This is a genomic window from Saccharopolyspora phatthalungensis, assembly GCF_014203395.1.
Classification (GTDB): Bacteria; Actinomycetota; Actinomycetes; order Mycobacteriales; family Pseudonocardiaceae; genus Saccharopolyspora; species Saccharopolyspora phatthalungensis.
Genome location: NZ_JACHIW010000001.1, coordinates 5,817,891 through 5,837,898, shown reverse-complemented (window position 1 = coordinate 5,837,898; position 20,008 = coordinate 5,817,891). Strand labels below are relative to the sequence as shown.

The following is a 20,008-nucleotide window of genomic DNA, read 5'->3' as shown; positions in this document are numbered from 1 at the left end:
AGTTGCCGCAATGCCGTTATCACCAGTAGTTGGCAGGAGGTCTAGATCGCAGTTCGGCGAGAAAAAACCGTCGGCCCGGACAAAATTCCCGGGCCGACGGTTCAAGTCGTTCGATTAGTCGCGGACGGCCAGCGCCAGCTCTCCGTTGGCGTCCCGTTCGGCGTCCAGCACCTTGTCGCCGAGCAGCGTCGCGACCTGCGGTTCGAGAAACACCCGAACGCCGGATTCCTCGATCACCTCGTCGCCCTCCTGTGGCTGGTCGGTGATCGACGCCTGCAGCCCTTCGTCGGCCGGCGCAATGCGCAGGCCCGAACCTTCCGGAGAGTCGCCGCCGACGAGGACAAGCTTGATGACCTCCACGGCGCTCTCACTGATCGTGAGCATGTGCTCCACTCCCTCTCGGAGCTTTTCAGATGAAGGGGCCACCGTGTCATCCGGTCCAGCCCGGGCGCAAACCGAAACCTGATCGGCGTGTCGCATCTGCCCCGAGCACCACAACGCCCCCAGCCGCAACTAAGGGCCGGGGGCGCTGCGGGCGGTCACACCTGGTAGGCGTCCAGCGGCGGGCAGGAGCAGACCAAATTGCGGTCGCCACGCGCACCGTCGATGCGCCGCACCGGCGGCCACACCTTCACCACATCGGTGCCCAACGGGTAGGCCGCTTCCGCACGGGAGTAAGCGTGGTCCCAGTCCTTGGCCAGCGAGGCCGCCGTGTGCGGGGCGTGCACGAGCGGGTTGTCGTCGGCCGGCCACTGCCCGGCGACGACCTTGTCGATCTCGGCCCGGATGGCGATCATCGCCTCGCAGAAGCGGTCCAGCTCCGCCAGGTTCTCGCTCTCCGTCGGCTCGACCATCAGGGTGCCGGCCACCGGGAACGACATCGTCGGCGCGTGGATGCCGTAGTCGGCCAGCCGCTTGGCGACGTCGTCGACGGTGATGCCGCTGGTCTTGCTGATCTGCCGCAGATCGAGGATGCACTCGTGCGCCACGAAGCCGCCCTTGCCGGCGTAGAGCACCGGGAAGTAGCTGTTGAGGCGGCGGGCGACGTAGTTGGCGGCGGCCACCGCGGTCAGCGTCGCGCGGCGCAGACCGTCGGCGCCCATCATCCGCACGTACGCCCAGGAGATCGGCAGGATCGAGGCGCTGCCCCACGGGGCGGCGCTGATCGGACCGACGCCGGTGGCCGGTCCGGCCGCCGGCTGCATCGGGTGGTTCGGCAGGAACGGCGCCAGGTGCTCGCGCACGCCGATCGGACCGACACCCGGACCGCCGCCGCCGTGCGGGATGCAGAACGTCTTGTGCAGGTTCAGGTGCGAGACGTCGGAACCGAACTTGCCCATCCGGGCCAGGCCGATCAGGGCGTTGAGGTTCGCGCCGTCGACGTAGACCTGGCCGCCCGCATCGTGCACGAGGCCGCACACCTCGCGCACGGTGTCCTCGTACACGCCGTGCGTGGACGGGTAGGTGATCATGATCGCGGCGAGGTCGTCGGCGTGTTCGGTGACCACCTCGCGCAGGTGTGTCATGTCGATGTTGCCGGCGTCGTCGCAGCGCACCACGACCACCCGCATCCCGGCCATCACCGCACTGGCGGCGTTGGTGCCGTGCGCGCTCGCCGGGATCAGGCACACGTCCCGGTCGGCGGCACCCCGGCTGTGGTGGTAGGCCTGGATCGCCAGCAGGCCGGCGAATTCGCCCTGGCTGCCAGCGTTGGGCTGCAGGCTCACGGCGTCGTAGCCGGTGACCTCGGCAAGCCAGGTCTCCAGGTCCTTGACGATCGACAGCAGCCCTTCGGCGTCCTGGGCGGGCGCGAACGGGTGCAGCGAACCGAACTCGGGCCAGGTGATCGGCTCCATCTCGGCCGTCGCGTTGAGCTTCATCGTGCACGAGCCCAGCGGGATCATGCTGCGGTCCAGCGCGATGTCCTTGTCGGACAGTTGCCGCAGGTAGCGCAGCAGCGAGGTCTCGGAGCGGTGGGTGTGGAACACCGGGTGGGTGAGGTATTCCGAGGTGCGGGACAGCGCCTTCGGCAGCGCGTCCGGGGTCTCGGCGTCGAGCTCGTCGATGTCGACGCTCGCGATGCCGAATGCCTGCCACACGGTCGCCAGGTGCGCCCGCGTGGTGGTCTCGTCGCAGCTGATGCCGACATGGTCGGCGTCCACCCGGCGGAGGTTGATGCCGCCCCGGCGGGCCGAGGCGACGACGTCATCGGCCTTGCCCGGCACCTTCGCGACGACGGTGTCGAAGAACTCCCGGTGCAGCACCTCGATCCCGCCGCGGCGCAACTGCTCGGCGAGCACTGCCGCCATCCGGTGCGCGCGGGTCGCGATCGACCGAAGCCCGGCCGGGCCGTGGTACACCGCGTACATCGACGCCACGACGGCCAGCAGCACCTGCGCGGTGCAGATGTTGCTGGTGGCCTTCTCGCGGCGGATGTGCTGTTCGCGGGTCTGCAGCGCCAACCGGTAGGCCTGGTTGCCGTCGGCATCCACGCTCACCCCGACCAACCGGCCCGGGAGTTGCCGCTCAAGTCCCTTGGCCACGGCCATGAACCCGGCGTGCGGACCACCGAAGCCGATCGGCACGCCGAAGCGCTGCGTGCTGCCGACCACCACGTCCGCACCGATCTCGCCGGGCGAACGCAGCAGCGTCAGCGCGAGCAGGTCGGCCGCGACGACGACCTTCGCGCCGCGCCGGTGTGCCTCGGCGATGATTTCCTCCTGGTCGCGCACCGCACCGGAGGCGCCCGGGTAGGACACCAGCGCGCCGAAGAACTCGCCCTCCGGCAGCGCCTGCGCGCCTGGAGACAGATCGGCGACGACGACCTCGATGCCCAACGGCTCCGCGCGGGTCTCGATCACCGCGATGGTCTGCGGCAGCGTGTCGGCGTCCACCACGAACCGGGGCGACTTCGACCGGCCCGCCCGGCGCGCCAGCGTCATGCCTTCGGCCGCGGCGGTGGACTCGTCGAGCATCGACGCGTTCGCCACCGGTGCCCCGGTCAGGTCGGCCACCATCGTCTGGAAGTTCAGCAGCGCTTCGAGCCGGCCCTGCGAGATCTCCGGCTGGTATGGGGTGTACGCGGTGTACCAGGCGGGGCTCTCCAGCACGTTGCGCCGGATCACCGGCGGCGTGATCGTGCCGTGGTAGCCCAGCCCGATCATCTCGGTGTGCGGGTGGCAGCGGCGCGCCAGCGCGCGCAGTTCGGCCAGCGCCTCCGCTTCGGTGGCCGGCTCGGGCAGCGCGAGTTGCAGGTCGCCTTCCCGGATGGTGTCCGGCACGGCGCTCTGTCCCAGCTCCTCCAACGAGCCGACGCCGATCACGTCGAGCATGTGGGCCAGCTCGGCCGGCATCGGCCCGACGTGCCGGTCGGCGAACGGCGTACCGTGCTCCAGGGCGGCCAGTGGGATGCGGTCGTGGGTCACGTCGGTCATCGCCAAACCTCAATCATCGCGGCGAACAAAGGGCGGCAGTGCAGCCGCGGCTGCTCTGCTCTCCCCCTCTGTCACTGTCCGCGAAGCGAACGCCTGAGAGCTTCACCCGGAGCCCGGGCTTGCACCGTCGGCGGGATGCACCACGGCCGTGGTGCGCCCTCTTTCCAGAGGTATCTCGCCCGTGCGGTCCAGGTGGCCTGAGAGGTTGACGGGGAGGCTTGCTCCTTCGGCGCCGACCGCGGCCGAAGCCGGGGCCGGACTCTCCCGCACGGGGTCGGCGATGTAAGCGGCAGCTTACCCGATCAGCCGGCCACATAGGACCCGCGATGTCACCCGCCGCACACCGCCCGGTCGGGCACCGGGCCGGGATCAGCCGGTTTCGGCCTGTCGGTCCCGCCGCCGACGGGACAACTCGTCGTCGACCGCCGGTGCCAGTTCGCCGCCATCGGCCCGTTCGGCCGGGAAGTCGTGGATCGTGCCGCTGATCTCGCGCATCGCGCCGCTGACGGCGATACCGAACACCCCTTGGCCACCCTGCAACAGGTCGACCACCTCCTCGGCAGAGGTGCACTCGTAGACCGTCGTCCCGTCGCTGAACAGCGTGAGCCGCGCCAGGTCCTGCACGCCTCGGTTGCGCAGGTGCTCCACCGCGACCCGGATGTTGTGCAGCGACACCCCGGTGTCCAGCAGGCGCTTGACCACCTTGAGCACCAGGATGTCCTTGAACGAGTACAGCCGCTGCGAGCCGGAACCGGCGGCGCTGCGGATGGACGGGCCGACCAGCTTGGTGCGCGCCCAGTAGTCCAATTGGCGGTAGGTGATGCCGGCGATCTGGCAGGCGGCCGGGCCCCGGTAGCCGACCAGCTCATCTGGTAGCGAGGCGTCGGGGAACAGCTCGCCCTGCTCCGCGGCAGCATCCCGGTTGGGTGCTTCCTCGACCACGCCTGCCTCCCCTCGTCCGGCACCAAGCCGACGACGACGATCACCAGCGCCCGAATCATCACGATCCAAGGCCGCGAACACCGCCCAGCGGCCGAATCACACCGGAGCAATTCGCGTAACTTGACGGTATGCCCGGCCCGCGGGGAGGTCAACGCGACGCGCGGACACCCGGACGACCCGGCCCCCGCCTGCGGGCGCAAGCGGGGGCCGGGATGTCTCGTCGGGCGGATCGGCAGGATCAGGTGTCGGCGCCGCGGAAGTCCTCCGGCGATACGGAGTCCAGGAACTCGCGGAACTTCTCCACCTCGTCTTCCTGCTCGTCCGGGATGACCAGCCCCGCTTCGTCCAGCACCGATTCATCGGCGTGGATCGGTACCCCGATGCGCAGCGCCAGCGCCACCGAATCGCTCGGCCGCGCCGAGACCCGCACATCCCCGTCGAACACCAGCTCGGCGAAGAAGGTGCCGTCCTGCAGATCGGTGATCCGCACCTGTTCCAGGTCGCGCCCCAGGGCGCCGATAACGTCCTTCAGCAGGTCGTGAGTCAGGGGTCTTTGCGGCCGCACGCCCTGTTGCTCCAGTGCGATGGCGGTCGCCTCGACCGAGCCGATCCAGATCGGCAGGTAACGCTCGCCGTGCGCCTCGCGCAACAGCAGAATCGGCTGGTTTGCTGGTAGTTCAACTCGCACGCCGACGACGCGCATCTCGCTGCTCATCGTCACATCGCCTCCTCCAGCGCGCCGAAGCGTGACATCCCCGTCGAGGATCGCGCACCGACGCCTCCGACGCTACCCGCGATACGGCGGACACGCCCATCCCTGATAGCGGTCTGGTCGACCACCGAATTCGCGGCCTTCCTGCCGGGTGCATCTGGCCCGAACCGCTGGCTGAGCTCCTCATCGAGCATTACCCAGCACGATACACCGCCCACCGGCCGGTGAAACCGGTGCGGAGGAAGGCACTGGGACGGAGAAACCGGTTGCGACGTTGGGAAATTCCCCGCGCGAGGACGCAGTTGATCTCGGCTGCGCAGTACCTTGACGCGCCAGCGGGGCGACGCCGCCTCGGCGTCGCCCCGCTGGCAGATCGAAAAATCGTTTCCGAAGCCCTCAGCGGGCGCCTGGCCCCCCATCGATCGGGCCGGTCAGGAACACCAGTCGAAACTTCCCGATTTGCACCTCGTCACCGTTGGCCAGTACCGAGGTGTCCACCGGTTCCCGGTTGACGTAGGTGCCGTTGAGGCTGCCGACGTCGACGACCACGAAGTCGTTGCCCTCGCGCCGGAACTCGGCGTGCCGACGGGAAACCGTGACGTCGTCGAGGAAGATATCGCTGTCCGGGTGCCGCCCCGCGCTGGTGGTCTCCCGGTCCAGCAGGAATCGCGATCCCGCGTTCGGGCCGCGCTTGACCACCAGCAGGGCGGACCCTGCGGGTAGCGCATCGACCCCGGATGCGGCGGCGGGCTCCGGGGACGCACTCTCGGTGCTTTCCGGCTCCGAGAGGAAGGGCCTGAAGACCGAGGTGGTCTCCGGTGACTGCTCCGGCGGAACGTCGCCGAAGCCGCTGTTTTGGCTCACCTGAGCTCTCCTCTACGCGGATAGATCGTGCCAAGTATGTGCCCAACGTACCGTGCTGGGACAGGCACGGGGCGCGCGACTCCCGACATCTTTCTCCCTCGCCCCGACGGGCCGACGATCATGCCTGGTCGGTTAGCTTCCGGTAGCCCTCGGCGTCGAGCAGGCCCGTCAGCTGGGCTGGGTCGGCGAGCCTGAGCTCGACCATCCAGCCGTCATCCAGCGGCGCCGAGTTGACCAGCTCGGGCTCGTCCTCCAACTGCTCGTTGCGGGCCACCACCTCGCCGGTCACCGGGGCGTAGATCTCCGAGACGCTCTTGGTCGATTCCACCTCGCCCATCGGGTCACCGGCGGCGACCTGCCGACCAAGCTCCGGCAACTGAACGAACACCACGTCGCCCAGTTGCTGCTGGGCGTAGTCGGTGATCCCGATGCGCACCCGGTCCTCGGCGGTGCGCCGAACCCACTCGTGTTCTTCGGTGTATTTGATCTCGTCCGGGGCCGTCACCTGGTCCCGCCTTCCTGGTCCGCTGGTGCTGTGGATCACCGGCCACGGTGGTTCGCGTGATCGGTCCGGCGAGCGTATTCACCATGCCGCGCGGGCCGCAAGGCGACCCCGCAACGGTTCGGCTAAACCGACTTGGAGCGTGCCTGGTGGACCGCCGCCACGACCTGTCCGAGGTAGAGGATGCCCGCCCACAGGTAGAGCGCGCCGCCCCAGCAAGTCAGGGCGTAGGCGATCGGACGCGCCACATCGGACAGCGGGAAGTCCTCCTGCACCAGCAGCAACAGCGGGAACGCGTACATCAGGCAGAAGGTCGCGGCCTTGCCGAGGTAGTGCACGTCCGGCGGTTCGTAGCCGTGCCAGCGCAGCACCGGCAGGCACAGCGTCAGCACCACGTCGCGGATGATGAGCGCGGCGGCGACCCACCAGGGCACCACGTCGCGCAGCACGAAGGCGACCAGGGTCGCGACGATGTAGAGGCGGTCAGCGGCGGGGTCGAGCAGTTCGCCGATGCGGCTGTACTGGTTGAGCCAGCGGGCGAGCTTGCCGTCCAGCCAGTCGGTCAAGCCGCTGATCACAAGGACCAGCAGGGCGAGCAGATCGGCCTTCGGGCCGAGCAACAGCCAGAGGAACACCGGAACGCCGGCCAGCCGGATCACGCTAAGCAGGTTCGGCAGTGTCCACCAAGGATCCGCCCACACGCCGGCGGCGGCCTCCCGGATCCGGGCCATGCCGGGATCGGGGCGCCCTGCCGAGGGGTCCTCGCCCGCCGGGCCGGGATTCATCCCGCGGCTCCCGCTCGTGGTGTCGTCCGTGGTGCGCTCAGCATCCTGCACCACGAGCCTCCCCTGAGTGGTTGAGCGTCTTGCCCCGTTTTCGGGCGCAACCTGTGCGTCCCTACTGGATCAGGGTCTCACATTCATCGCACAACACACTGGGCGGCCGGGTGCCGCGGAGCAGGTCGATCGGGTCACGCTGCGTAGCGGGAGCCCGCCTGGGCCGCCGGTTGCGAGCTAGGCACGCGTGCGGCTCCAGCCGCGGCGGAGGAGGTCGGCATCGGTGAGGAACCTGGCCCGACCGCGGTCGTCGACGCCCGCCCAGCGGGCCCCGGCGGAACCCTCAAGCACATACGAATGGCCGCCGCTCCACACCACGCTGCATGGCGCGGTTGGCAGTTCGGCGGCCGAGGAGCCGTCGCGGGATTCGACCCGGGCGGCGGAAGCCTCGGGGGCGGCAGCCTGGGCGGCGGTTGCCTGGGTATGCAGGGCCGGTTCCGTGCTCATCGTTCGTAGCACCTCCGATTCGTTTGTCGGCGCGATGCGTGCCGGCGTTAGCCCGATCTTCGACCTCGGCTCGATTGTGGGCGTCCGAATACGCTCTGTCGCGCGGATTCCCCCTTGTAGAGACAAATGGGCACATTGCGTCGCCGAACTGCACACCGCACGGGCACGGCTGTCGGCGCGGCTGAAGACCGATTGCCGTTCATCCGATCATCCGTGTTTCGGCTGTGACAAACGTGTTTCGCGGTGTCAGGGTCGGATCGGCCTGCGCGTAACCGGCACCGTCGCGAGTTGTGCGGGCCGGGGATCCCAGCGCCGACCGCGACTGGCGGACCGGGACGCTCACCGGACGGCGGCAGCCTCGAACGACCTGTGACCCTGGCGTCACGCAAGGTAGTGCGGTAGGACCACAGGCAACATCGGCGCGTGTTGGAGGTATGTGGTCATGGGTGCCTATGCCGAGGCCTACCGGCGGAGTTTGACCGACCCGGGGGGTTTCTGGCTCGACGCGGCGGCCGCGATCGAATGGGAGCAGGCACCGTCGCGGGCCTTGGACGCAACCGCTGATCCGTTCTTCCGGTGGTTCTCCGACGGCGTGCTCAACACCTGTTTCAACGCGCTGGACCGGCACGTCCGCGACGGTCGCGGCGAGCAGACGGCGCTGATCTGGGACTCGGCGATGACCGGCGAGGTGCTTCGCTGGACGTATCGGGAGTTGCTGGACCGGGTCGCGTTGTTCGCTGGGGCCTTGCGGGCGCAGGGCGTGGCGGCGGGCGATCGGGTCGTGATCTACCTGCCGATGATCTCCGAGGCCGTCGTGGCGATGCTGGCCTGCGCCCGCATCGGGGCGGTGCACTCGGTGGTGTTCGGCGGCTTCGCGCCGAAGGAATTGGCGGCGCGGATCGACGATGCCCGGCCGACCGTGATCGTCGCGGCGTCGTGCGGCCTGGAGCCCAACCGGATCGTCGAGTACAAACCGATCGTCGACGAAGCGCTGCGGATGACCGAGCACCAGCCGGACCGGGTGATCGTCTTCCAGCGCGAGCAGTCCCGCGCCGAACTCGGGCCCCGCGATGTGGACTGGCACGACGCGCTGGCACAGGCCCAACCGGCCGACTGCGTGCCGGTCCAGGCCACCGATCCGCTGTACGTCCTCTACACCTCGGGCACCACCGGGCGCCCCAAGGGTGTGGTGCGCGACAACGGTGGGCACGCGGTCGCGCTGCGCTGGTCGATGGCCAACATCTACGACATCGGGCCCGGCGACGTGTTCTGGACCGCCTCCGACGTCGGCTGGGTGGTGGGCCACTCCTATATCGTCTACGCGCCGCTGCTGACCGGTGCGACCACGGTGGTCTACGAGGGCAAGCCGGTCGGCACGCCGGACGCCGGTGCGTTCTGGCGGGTCATCGCCGAGCACCGGGTGAAGGCGTTGTTCACCGCGCCGACCGCGTTTCGGGCGATCAAGCGGATGGACCCCGACGGCGAACTGCTGGCCAAGCACGACATCACGAGCCTGCGGACGCTGTTCCTGGCCGGTGAGCGGCTGGACCCGGAGACCTACCACTGGGCGTCGCAACGGCTCGGCGTGCCGGTGATCGACCACTGGTGGCAGACCGAGACGGGCTGGCCGATCTGCGCGAACCTGCGCGGGCTGGAGCCGATGGCGGTCAAGCCCGGGTCGCCGACCGTACCGGTGCCCGGCTACGACGTGGCGGTCCTGGACCAGGCCGGGCAGCCGCTGCCACCGGGGACCGACGGCGCGATCTGCCTCAAGCTGCCGCTGCCGCCGGGTACGCTGCCGACGCTGTGGGGCGACGACGAGCGGTTTCGCGAGTCCTACCTGTCGCGTTTTCCCGGCTACTACCTCACCGGCGACAACGGCTTTGTCGACGCCGACGGCTACGCGTTCGTGATGGGCCGAACCGATGATGTGATCAACGTCGCCGGGCACCGGTTGTCGACCGGGTCGATGGAGGCGGTGCTCGCGGCACACCCCGCGGTCGCCGAGTGCGCCGTGATCGGCGTGCACGACGCGCTGAAAGGCCAGGTGCCGCGCGGGTTCGTGGTGCTGAAGTCGGGTGTGGAGATCGCCGAGGCGACGCTTCGGGACGAGCTGGTCGCGGCGGTGCGTGCGCAGATCGGTCCGGTGGCGGCGTTCCGGGACGTCGCGGTCGTCGACGGGCTGCCCAAGACCCGCTCCGGCAAGATCCTGCGCAAGTCGATGCGCGAGATCGCCGATACCGGGAACACCAAGGTGCCATCGACCATCGAGGACCCGGCGGTGCTGGACAAGCTGCGCCCGGCGCTGCGCGGCGACTGGTAGGCGACCCCGCCGGCGCACGGGTGATCATCCGAAGTAATGGGGTGGACCGCGGCTTCGATTGAAGCCGCGGTCCACCCACCCCCAGGGATCGTGACGTTCCGGTTGAAATCGTTGTCCCGTAGGAGATGCGCCGGTCGCCGTCGACAACGGCGGTGCGGTCGGGATCTCTCAGACGACCTGGTCCAGGCCCATTGCCGACAGCGCCGTGCGGAACTTCGCGGCGCTCTCGGCGAGTTCGTCGGCCGGGTCGGAGCCCGCGAGGATGCCCGCGCCCGCGAACAGCCGCAGCGAGTCCGCCTCGATGTCGGCGCAGCGGATGGCGACCACCCACTCGCCGTCCCCGGCGGCGTCGCACCAGCCGACCATGCCCGCGTAGTAGCCCCGCTCGAACGGTTCGGTTTCGGCGATGACCTCGCGGGCCCGCTGCACCGGCGTGCCGCACACCGCCGGCGTGGGGTGCAACGCGTCGGCCAGCTCCAGCGACGAGGTCGCCGGGTCCCGGAGTTCGCCGGTGATCTCGGTGGCCAGGTGCCACATGGCGCCGGTGCCGACCACCGAGGGCGCAGGCACGCCCAGATTGCCGCAGAACGGCCGCAGTGCCTGCACCACCGCGTCCACGACGGCGGCGTGCTCGCGATGATCCTTATCCGAAGTGGACAGTTCGGCGGCGAGACGCCGGTCTTCGACCGGATCGGCGCTGCGCGGCCGGGAACCGGCCATCGGATTCGACCGCACCTGCGTGCCGCGCCGGGACACCAGTAATTCCGGGCTGGCCCCAAGGAAGGTGCGCTGCAGCCGCGGCTGCGGGCCGAAGCTGTCCCGGGTGCCGTCCTCGCCACGTCGCGGCAGGTCCACTGCGAAGGTGTAGCTCGCCGGATCGGCCAGCGCCAGGTTTCGGAGCATGCCGCGGACGTCGACCGGTCCGCCGGCGGTCAGCTCCAGCGAGCGTGCCAGGACCACCTTGCTCAGCTCGCCGTCGGCCATCCGGCGCAGCACCCGGCTGACGCTGCGCTCGTACTCGGCGGGCGTGGGCACCGAGCGCACCGCGCAGTCCGGTGCGCGGCTGCGCGGAGCCTGCGGTACCACGACGTTCAACGGGGCCGCCCGAACGACTTCCTCGGGCATCACCAGGTGCGCGGGCAGGCTCCCGCCGAACGGGACGGCGCCGACCACTATCGGATTGCGACGGCCGAACTCGGTTGCGCTGTACAGGAAATCCGACACTCGCCGAGGCAGTTCCTCGCGCGCGCAATGCGTCTTGGGCACGGTCGCGGCCACCCCGCGAGCCAGCAGCACGCTGTGCGGCGCGGAGAAGAAGAACGACGAACCCGCTTCGTAAGCCGCCAGTAATCGGGCCGCGTCATCGGCGACGACGCCAATACTGTCGATTTCGGTGTCGAACGTGGTCATGACAACCTTTCCGGGTTCACGTCAGGCGCGCAGCGTGGCGCAGCGCCGAGCTCGGCGAGCGCGGTGGTCACCGCAGCCCCGGTACCCTGGCCTGCGCCTGTCACGATGGCGACATTGCCGCCGATCCCCGTCCGGTTCATCGCACCCTTCTGTTAACTCAGGCTAGCCTAACCTTTGTAGGCGAGCCCGAGTTTAAAACACGGATGGGCGCAGGTGGCACTCCACCAAAGGTGGCATTGATCACCGAGGGCGATGAATAATGCGCGGTCTCTCGACCGCTGGTGGCCGCCATTACTTCCACAATCGGCCATTACAAACACAATCGGCCAGTACAGCCCAACCGGCCAGTGCAGCTACAACCGCTTACGACGGTGCGCGGTCAGTCGGCGATGCCCTGGACGAAGCCCAGGTCGAGGAGGTCTTGCGGCCGCAAGCGCAGCAGTCCGGCGAGCTCCGGGGCCTCGGCCGAGTCGCGCTTGAGGATCGCCGCGCTGGACTCCGGTGCGATCACGGCGAAATACGCGTCCGACGTGATCCAGGTCCGCTCCGGAGCGGTCAGCGCCAGCGCACCGCCCGAACCGCCCTCGCCGATGACCAGCGTGGTGATCGGCACCCGCGCTTCGGCGACCGCGGCGAACACCTCCGCGATGGCCGGACCGATGCCGCCGCGTTCGGCCGCTTGGTCGTTGGCCGCGCCCGGGGTGTCCACCAAAGTCAGCACCGGGATGCCGAGCTGGTCGGCGAGCCGGATCAGCCGGGCCGCGGTGCGGAACCCGGGTGGGGTGTTCGCCGTTCCGGTTTGCGCGACGAAGGCCACGGTGCGTCCGTCGTAGTCGCCGAAACCGCAGATCATCCGGTCATCCCGGCCGCCGGCCCGGTCGCCGCCGATCTCGAAGCGACTCGCGAAGTAGGCGTCCAAGTACGCCTGCGCTCGCGGCCGGTCCGCCGATCGCGCCCGCTGCACCGCGTCCCAGCCGGTCACCGGCAGCTCACCACTGGTCAGCGCGGCCGGGACCGGGGCCGGCTCCGGCGGACGGACGAATCGCTGCGGATGCAGCAACGACACCAGCTCCGCCAGCGCCCCGGGCAATTCGGCGTCGCCGACGATCTGGTCCACCTGGCCGTCGGCGAGCTTGCCCTCGGCGTGGAACGCCTCGCCGGTGTCGGCCGCGCTGCGGACCCGGCTGCCGCCGAAGGCGACCGCCGCGCCGGGCGAGGCCAGCACGACGTCGGCCGCCGCCGCCAGCGCCGCCCACATGCCGCCGGTGGTCGGATTGCGCAGCACCGTGACGTGCGGAATCCGGTCCCGGCGGGTCAGTAGGCAGGCCCGCGCGATCGCCTGCAACTGGCGCAGGGCGCAAATCCCCTCCTGCATCCGGCTGCCGCCCGAGGCCACCAGGGAGATCACCGGCAGCCGCAGTTCCCGGGCCTGCTCGAACGCCGCCACGATGCGCGCCCCGGCCGCCTCGCCGACCGAGCCACCGAGGAAGGCGAAGTCGAAGACGACGAGCACCGCCTCCCGCGACCCGAGCCAGCCCCGCCCGCACAGCACCGACTCGTCCGCGCCGGTCCGGGCGGTCGTGCGGGCGCGCTGCTCGTCGTAGCCGGGCCAGCCCAGCGGGCCGTCCACAGCCGTCGGCCTGGCCGGGGGCTCGAACTCCTCGAACCCCCGGCTGATCGACTCGACCAGCCCGCGAGCAGCGGTGTGTTCAGCCATCCCGCAGCGCCTTCTTCTGCACCTTGCCCATCTCGTTGCGCGGCAACGCATCGAGGTACCGGACCACGCGCGGTCGCTTGTGCGGGGTGAGCAGCCGGGCCACGTGGTCGGCCAATTCCTGCTCGGCAACCTGCTGGCCGGGCGCGCGCACGATCCAGGCAACGATGCGCTCGCCTAGGTCGGCGTCGGGCTCGCCGGTGACCGCGACCTCCGCGACCGCCGGGTGTTCGAGCAGGCAGTTCTCGATCTCGCCCGCCCCGATCTTGTAGCCGCCGCTTTTGATGATGTCGGTGGCCTTGCGGCCGACGATCCGGATGTAGCCGTCCGGCGCGCGGGTGGCCACGTCGCCGGTGCGGAACCAGCCGTCCGCGAATGCCTCGGCGGTGGCGTCCGGCCGGTTGAGGTAACCGCTGAACAGGTTCGTGCCCCGCACCAGGATCTCGCCGACCGTCTCGTCGTCGCTGGCCGTGATCTCGCCGCCCTGCTCGTCGACGAGCTTGAGCTCGACCCCGGCGAGCGGGCGGCCCACGTATCCGGGTCGCCGGTCACCGTCGGCCCGCACGCCGCAGTTCATGATCGTCTCGCTCATGCCGTAGCGCTCGACGACCCGCAACCCGGTCAGCCGCTCGATGCGCTCGTGCTCCGCGGCTGGCAGCGCCGCGGACCCGGAGACCAGCAGCCGCGCCTTGCCGACCGATTGGCCGATCCACGGGTCGCGCTCGGCATCCTCGGCCAGCCGGTGGTACATGGTCGGCACGCCGAACATCATCGTCGCGGGCCCGGCGAGCTCCTCGGCCACCGCCGCCGAGGAGAACCTGCCCAGGTGGTGGACCGTGCCGCCCAGCCGCACCGGCCCGAGCGTGCCGAGGATCAACCCGTGCACGTGGAAAAGCGGCAGCGCGTGCACCAGCACGTCGCGCTCGGTCCACTCCCAAGCCTCGGCGAGCGCGTCGAGGTTGGCGCGAATCGCCCGGCGCGGCAGCACCACGCCCTTCGGCGGCCCCGTGGTGCCGGAGGTGTAGACGATCAGCGCGGGGTCGTCGTCCTCGGCCTCCGGCGGCAACTCACCGCCGCGGACGCTCAGGTCCACCTCGTGCACCGGCACGTCACTGAGACCGTCCGGCGGCTGGAAACCGGGCGGAGCGAGCAGGAGCTCCGGCTTGCTGTCGCCGAGGATGTGCGCGAGTTCCCGCTCCCCCACCTTGGGGTTGATCGGCACCACCGCGGCGCCGGCGCTCAGCCCGCCGATGACGGCCGCGCAGGTTTCCGGCGTGGCGGTCGCCCACACCGCGATCCGCCTCGCCGCGCCGACGCGCTCGGCGATCCCGGCGGTCACCGCCGCCAGATCCCGGTAGTTCAACGCGTGCACGCCGAAGCGCAGCGCCTCCTTCTCGTCGGGCTTCCGCAACTTGGGGAACAGCACCTGCGCCGCGCCGGCCATGACCACCTCCACGCCTCTCAATGTCCCGCCTGTGAACCCACGACGCCCGGCGAAGAGAGCCGAAAGTGGTCCACTGGCTCGACCACTTTTGCGCCGTTCGCGACACCGCGTCAAGAGAGTGTGGCAAAATTGGCTCATCCACTCGGCCACATGGTCGGTGTTAGCCTGATCACTATCCACTGTCCGGCCTGGAGGAACCCGGTGTCCGAAGCGCTACGCCCGCTCGCCCGCCCGCGCCTGTACGAACAGGTGGTGCAGCGGCTGCGGGAGCATGTGGCGGACTGCGGGCTGCGCGTGGGCGACCGGCTGCCGCCGGAGCGGGAACTCGCCGAGCGGCTCGGTGTCAGCCGCGCATCGGTCAAGCAGGCGATCGTGGTGTTAGAGGTGCAGGGCCTCGTCGAGGTGCGCCACGGCGGCGGGACCTACCTGCGCCGCGCATCGCTGGATGCGGAACCCGTCGCCGAGCTGGTGGCGCGCAAGCGGCGCCTGCCGGACGTGCTGGAGGCGCGGGAGGCGTTGGAAACCAAGCTGGCCGAGCTGGCCGCGCAGCGGCGCACCGAGGCCGACCTCGCCGAGATCGACGCGGCGCTGGCGGACATGCGCCGCGAGATCGCCGAGGGCGAACTTGGCAGTGCAGGCGATCGCCGGTTCCACGCCGCGATCACCGCCGCCGCGCACAGCTCCCTGCTGGCCGACTTCATGAGCACCATCGCCGCGGAGATCGCCGAGAGCCGGCAGGAATCGCTGCGTCAACCCGACCGGCCGGGCAAGTCGCTCGCCCAGCACGAACGCATTGCCGAAGCGATCCGAACGGAAAACCCGCGCGCGGCCGTCACCGCGATGCGCCGCCACCTGCAGACCGTCAGCCGGGTCCGGCTGCTCACCTGGGACCCCGACGCCGAACCCGCCGCACCCGGTGATGATTGAGGCGCGCCGTCGATCGACTCGGTCAAGGCTTTGGTCAAGGCCGCCGGGCAGCCGGATGGGTCGCGACGAGCGGCGGTAGGTAAGCTCGGCCAGCCCTGTTTCAGCTGCTACGGAGCATGTGACGTGATCGACCGCCCTGATTCGCGATGCGGGCATGCCGCCGGTCGGGTAGCCGGGTGATCGCGTGGCTGCTGACCACTGCGGGCACCGCCGCGCTCGGCAGCGTGTTCCCGCTGGTCAACATCGAGCTCTACCTGCTCGGCGTGGTATCCACCGTGCCCGGCGTCAGCTGGTGGGCATTGGGGCTGGCCGCTGCCGTCGGCCAGGTCGCCGGAAAGACATTGTTCTACCTGGCGGGCAAGGGCGGCTTCACGCTCGGCGAGCGGCTGCGTGAGCGCGTCGAAGCCAAGCGGCGGGGCAGGTGGGCCGCCTGGTTCGAGAAGTTCCACCGGCGGACCGAGGAACGCCCATGGTGGGGCCTGGGTGTGCTGTTCCTCAGCGCCATCCCCGGCATCCCGCCCTACAGCCTGATGTGCTTCCTATCCGGCGCGGCGGGCATCCCGCTGACGGGCTTCCTGGTCGCGAGCCTCATCGGCCGGTCGCTGCACTTCCTAATCGTCGCCGGCGCGCCGGAACTGTTGCACTGGCTTCCCGCCGCGCTGGGCTCGTGAGGGCAAGCCCGGGCATACCGAGGCGCTCGGCCGGGAATCCCCGTAGTTCAGCCAACACTGAGGGGAGCCAGCCGCGATGGCCAATAAGGACGAACAGGATGCCAAGCAACGACAGCTCGACCAGGTCCGCCAGGACCTCACCGACACCGAACTGACCACCCAGCAGGGCGTGCGCATCGACCACACCGACGACGCCCTGAGCGTGGGCGATCGCGGTCCGACGTTGCTGGAGGACTTCCACGCCCGGGAGAAGATCACCCATTTCGACCACGAACGGATACCCGAGCGAGTTGTGCACGCCCGCGGCGCGGGCGCCTACGGGCACTTCCAGCCCTACGGCGACGGGCTCGCTGGCCTCACGAGCGCGCAGTTCCTGACCGATCCGAGCGAACGCACCCCGGTCTTCGTGCGGTTCTCCACCGTCGCGGGTTCGCGCGGCTCCGCCGACACGGTCCGGGACGTACGAGGTTTCGCCACCAAGTTCTACACCAAACAGGGCAACTACGACCTGGTCGGCAACAACATGCCGGTGTTCTTCATCCAGGACGGCATCAAATTCCCCGACTTCGTGCACGCGGTCAAGCCCGAACCGGACAACGAGATGCCGCAGGCCGCCTCGGCGCACGACACGTTCTGGGACTTCGTCTCCCTGCAACCGGAGACGCTGCACATGGTCATGTGGTTGATGTCCGATCGCGCGCTGCCGCGCAGTTACCGGATGATGCAGGGCTTCGGCGTGCACACCTTCCGGCTGGTCGATGCCGAGGGCCGCGGGACGTTCGTGAAGTTCCACTGGAAGCCGTTGCTGGGCAGCCATTCGCTGGTGTGGGACGAGTGCCAGAAGATCGCCGGCAAGGATCCCGATTACAACCGGCGCGACCTGTGGGAGTCGATCGAGGCCGGGCAACACCCCGAGTACGAGCTCGGGGTGCAGTTGGTCGAGGAGTCCCGGGAGTTCGACTTCGACTTCGACCTGCTGGACGCCACGAAGATCATCCCGGAGGAAGTGGTACCGGTACGCCCGGTGGGAAAGATGGTGCTGGACCGCAATCCGGAGAACTTCTTCGCCGAGACCGAGCAGATCGCCTTCCACACCGCCAATGTGGTGCCGGGCATCGACTTCACCAACGACCCGCTGCTCCAGGCCCGCAACTTCTCCTACCTCGACACCCAGCTGATCCGGCTCGGCGGTCCGAACTTCGCGCAACTGCCGGTCAACCGCCCGGTGGCGGAGGTCGCCAACAACCAGCGGGACGGCTACGGCCAGCAACGCATCCACAAGGGACAGAGCAGCTACTTCAAGAACAGCCTCGGCGGGGGCTGCCCGGCGCTGGCCGACGAAGGCGCCTTCTCGCACTACCAGGAGAAGGTCGAAGGCCACAAGATCCGCAAGCGCAGCGAGAGCTTCAAGGACTTCTACAGCCAGGCCACCCTGTTCTGGAACAGCATGGCGTCCTGGGAGAAGGAGCACATCGTCGCGGCGTTCCGCTTCGAGCTCGGCAAGGTCGACCACCAGCACGTGCGCGTGGGCGTCGTGCAGCAGCTCAACGACATCGATCATGAGCTGGCCGTGGCGGTCGCGGCAGGCGTCGGGGTGAGCCCGCCGAGCGGCGGCACGCCCAACCACGGGCGCAGCTCCCCCGCGCTGAGCCTGGCGAATTCGGTCACCGGCACCATCGCCACCCGCCGGGTCGCGGTGCTGGTCGCCGACGGCGTGGACGCCGCCGAGGTTGCGCAGATCCGGCACGAGCTGGCCGAACGCGGCGCGACGGCGGAGGTCCTCAGCCCGCGCGACGGCAAAGTCAGCAGCGCGGACGGCGACGAGGTCCAGGTCGACCGCGCCATCAACACGATGGCCTCGGTGCTCTACGACGGGGTGATCGTGGCGGGCGGTGCGGGCAGCGCGCGCATGTTGTCCGCCGACGGGTATGCCGTGCACTTCGTCACTGAGGCCTACAAGCACAACAAGCCGGTGGCGGCCAGTGACGAGGGCATGGAGCTGCTGCAACGGGCCGGCGTCGCCGAAGCCCGCAAGACAGGCGGCGCCAACGGTGTGGTCACCGAGCTCGGCGTGGTCACCGCGGCCCACACCGGTGGTGCCCTGCCGGACGGGTTCATCGCGGAGTTCGCCACCGCGCTCGGCAAGCACCGCGTGTGGGAGCGTGACACCTCTGCCGTGCCTGCCTAGCCTTCGTCCAAGATCACGCGGGGTTCGCGCCGCGCACCGAGGGTCACGTTTCGTACCGAATGGATCACGTACCGCGAGGCTGATTAGCTCTCCGTGCCCGGGTCTTCTACGGTGCGTGCCCGTGAGTGTTTTGCGAACGATGCCCGTCGAGGACGTTCTGAACCGTGGCGAGCGGAGCGGACTGATCCGCCGGCTCTCCGGGCGCGATCTGATCGGCTTCGGCATCGGAATCATCATCGGCACCGGCGTGTTCACCCTGGCCGGGATCCAAGCCAAGGAGCACGCCGGTCCCGCGGTGGTGCTGTCGTTCGTCGTCGGCGGCATCGTCGCGGCGCTCGCGGCACTGGCCTACGCCGAACTCGCCTCGGCGGTGCCGACCGCGGGCAGCGCCTACACCTACGCCTACGCCACGCTCGGCGAGCTGTTCGCCTGGATCATCGGCTGGGACCTGCTGCTGGAGTTCGCGCTGGGCGCGGCGGTGGTCTCACGCAGCTGGTCGGGCTACGTCGCGAACCTGCTCGGCCTGCCGGAGGCGTGGTTCGGCGAGGGCGCCACGGTCAACGTCGGGGCAATCCTGATCATCGCGATCCTCACCGTCATCGCGGTGGTCGGCATCCGCGAGTCGTCCTGGGTGACCAACGCGCTGGTCGTGGTCAAGGTCGCGGTGTGCGTGCTGGTGATCGTCGCCGGGCTGTTCTTCTTCAATGGCGCCAATCTCGACCCGTTCATCCCGCCCGCACGGCCGGCCGAGGCCACCGCGAACGTGCTGGAACAGCCGCTGGTGCAGGCGGTGCTGGGCATGGAGCAGTCGGTGTACGGCCTCGGCGGCATGCTCACCGCCGCGGCCGTCGTGTTCTTCGCCTACACCGGCTTCGAGGCGCTGGCCAACCTCGGCGAGGAAACCAAACGGCCCAAGCGTGACCTCCCCGTCGGGCTGCTCGGCAGCCTGATCGTGTGCACCCTGCTTTACGTGGCAGTCGCGGTCGTGCTCAGCGCGATGGTCGACTACCGGCAGATCGACGAGGGCGCCCCGCTGGCCGCGGCGTTCCAGGCCGTCGGGCAGCCGTGGGTGGCGGCGCTGATCGCGCTCGGCGCGGTGACCGGGCTGACCTCGGTGATGATGGTCGAACTGGTCACCATCGGCCGGATCGGCTTCGCGATGAGCCGCGACGGGCTGCTGCCGCCCAAGCTCTCCCAGGTGCACCCGAAGTGGGGCACGCCGCACCGGATGACCATCGGCGGAGCCGTGGTGATCATGTTGTTGGCCGGGTTCATCCCGATCTCCGAGCTGGCGGACATGGTCAGCATCGGTGCGCTGTCCGGTTTCATCATCGTCGCCCTCGCCGTGCCGGTGCTGCGCCGGCGCAAGCCCGAACTCAACCGGCCGTTCACGATGCCGCTGTCGCCGGTGCTACCGATCATCACGGCGCTGGCCTGCCTGTACTTGATGTCCAACTTGGACATCATCACCTGGCTGCGGTTCGCCGCGTGGCTGGTGCTGGGGCTGGCGATCTACTTCGGCTACGGCCGCCGCCGCGCCCGGCTCGCCACGCCTGCGGCCGAACGGGCCCGCAACTGAGCCTTTTCCGGGGTT

At 69.6% G+C, this 20,008-nt stretch carries 16 protein-coding genes and 1 riboswitch; of the genes, 5 read left to right on the top strand and 11 right to left on the bottom strand.

The genetic code is table 11. The annotated features are described in order from the left end of the window. Nucleotides 1-114 precede the first annotated feature (114 nt). The 8 genes from BJ970_RS26640 to BJ970_RS26600 all read right to left on the bottom strand — a co-directional run bounded on the left by BJ970_RS26640 (nt 115) and on the right by BJ970_RS26600 (nt 7,737). Nucleotides 115-384: a HesB/YadR/YfhF-family protein gene (locus BJ970_RS26640; protein ID WP_184728740.1), complete on the bottom strand. Its 270-nt coding sequence runs from the start codon at nt 382-384 to the stop codon at nt 115-117. 155 nt (nt 385-539) lie between these two features. Continuing rightward, on the bottom strand, nt 540-3,434 hold the full coding sequence (gene gcvP / locus BJ970_RS26635; RefSeq protein ID WP_184728739.1) for an aminomethyl-transferring glycine dehydrogenase: 2,895 nt from the start codon (nt 3,432-3,434) through the stop codon (nt 540-542). A 174-nt stretch (nt 3,435-3,608) separates the two neighbouring features. Next, nucleotides 3,609-3,711: riboswitch (glycine riboswitch) on the bottom strand. 92 nt (nt 3,712-3,803) lie between these two features. Beyond that, the gene (locus tag BJ970_RS26630) at nt 3,804-4,376 is read right to left on the bottom strand and encodes a MerR family transcriptional regulator (RefSeq protein WP_184728738.1); all 573 of its coding nucleotides are present in this window, start codon (nt 4,374-4,376) and stop codon (nt 3,804-3,806) included. Nucleotides 4,377-4,614: 238 nt separating this feature from the next. Further along, complete coding sequence (locus tag BJ970_RS26625) at nt 4,615-5,091, bottom strand: bifunctional nuclease family protein (RefSeq protein WP_184728737.1); 477 nt, start codon at nt 5,089-5,091, stop codon at nt 4,615-4,617. A gap of 393 nt (nt 5,092-5,484) precedes the next feature. Then, nucleotides 5,485-5,952 (bottom strand): glycogen accumulation regulator GarA, encoded by a 468-nt coding sequence (gene garA, locus BJ970_RS26615; RefSeq protein WP_184728735.1) that lies wholly within the window; start codon nt 5,950-5,952, stop codon nt 5,485-5,487. 118 nt (nt 5,953-6,070) lie between these two features. After that, on the bottom strand, nt 6,071-6,457 hold the full coding sequence (gene gcvH, locus BJ970_RS26610) for a glycine cleavage system protein GcvH (RefSeq protein WP_184728734.1): 387 nt from the start codon (nt 6,455-6,457) through the stop codon (nt 6,071-6,073). Between the two features lie 122 nt (nt 6,458-6,579). Further along, the gene (clsA, locus tag BJ970_RS26605; protein WP_221468258.1) at nt 6,580-7,185 is read right to left on the bottom strand and encodes a cardiolipin synthase ClsA; all 606 of its coding nucleotides are present in this window, start codon (nt 7,183-7,185) and stop codon (nt 6,580-6,582) included. 282 nt (nt 7,186-7,467) lie between these two features. Next, entirely contained in the window at nt 7,468-7,737 is a 270-nt protein-coding gene (locus BJ970_RS26600; protein ID WP_184729430.1) for a hypothetical protein, read from the bottom strand. A 442-nt stretch (nt 7,738-8,179) separates the two neighbouring features. Between BJ970_RS26600 and BJ970_RS26595 the strand changes: the two genes are divergently transcribed. Further along, a complete protein-coding gene (locus BJ970_RS26595) occupies nt 8,180-10,060 on the top strand; it encodes a propionyl-CoA synthetase (RefSeq protein ID WP_184728732.1) in 1,881 nt (626 codons plus the stop codon). A 168-nt stretch (nt 10,061-10,228) separates the two neighbouring features. Here the strand turns inward: BJ970_RS26595 and dhbC are convergent, their stop codons facing one another. The 3 genes from dhbC to BJ970_RS26580 form a co-directional block, all read right to left on the bottom strand. After that, the gene (gene dhbC, locus BJ970_RS26590; protein WP_184728731.1) at nt 10,229-11,470 is read right to left on the bottom strand and encodes an isochorismate synthase DhbC; all 1,242 of its coding nucleotides are present in this window, start codon (nt 11,468-11,470) and stop codon (nt 10,229-10,231) included. A gap of 379 nt (nt 11,471-11,849) precedes the next feature. Continuing rightward, complete coding sequence (locus BJ970_RS26585) at nt 11,850-13,187, bottom strand: carboxyl transferase domain-containing protein (RefSeq protein WP_184728730.1); 1,338 nt, start codon at nt 13,185-13,187, stop codon at nt 11,850-11,852. Next, entirely contained in the window at nt 13,180-14,628 is a 1,449-nt protein-coding gene (locus tag BJ970_RS26580) for an acyl-CoA synthetase (RefSeq protein WP_184729380.1), read from the bottom strand. The genes BJ970_RS26585 and BJ970_RS26580 overlap by 8 nt, the downstream gene beginning before the upstream one ends. Before the next feature lie 201 nt (nt 14,629-14,829). On the opposite strand from BJ970_RS26580, the gene BJ970_RS26575 reads away from it, so the two are divergent. The 4 genes from BJ970_RS26575 to BJ970_RS26560 all read left to right on the top strand — a co-directional run bounded on the left by BJ970_RS26575 (nt 14,830) and on the right by BJ970_RS26560 (nt 19,993). Next, nucleotides 14,830-15,555 (top strand): FadR/GntR family transcriptional regulator, encoded by a 726-nt coding sequence (locus tag BJ970_RS26575; protein WP_184728729.1) that lies wholly within the window; start codon nt 14,830-14,832, stop codon nt 15,553-15,555. A 176-nt stretch (nt 15,556-15,731) separates the two neighbouring features. Continuing rightward, complete coding sequence (locus BJ970_RS26570) at nt 15,732-16,226, top strand: VTT domain-containing protein (protein WP_184728728.1); 495 nt, start codon at nt 15,732-15,734, stop codon at nt 16,224-16,226. A gap of 76 nt (nt 16,227-16,302) precedes the next feature. Then, the gene (locus BJ970_RS26565; protein ID WP_184728727.1) at nt 16,303-18,414 is read left to right on the top strand and encodes a catalase; all 2,112 of its coding nucleotides are present in this window, start codon (nt 16,303-16,305) and stop codon (nt 18,412-18,414) included. A 139-nt stretch (nt 18,415-18,553) separates the two neighbouring features. Further along, nucleotides 18,554-19,993 (top strand): amino acid permease, encoded by a 1,440-nt coding sequence (locus BJ970_RS26560; RefSeq protein ID WP_184729379.1) that lies wholly within the window; start codon nt 18,554-18,556, stop codon nt 19,991-19,993. The last annotated feature ends 15 nt before the right edge of the window (nt 19,994-20,008 follow it).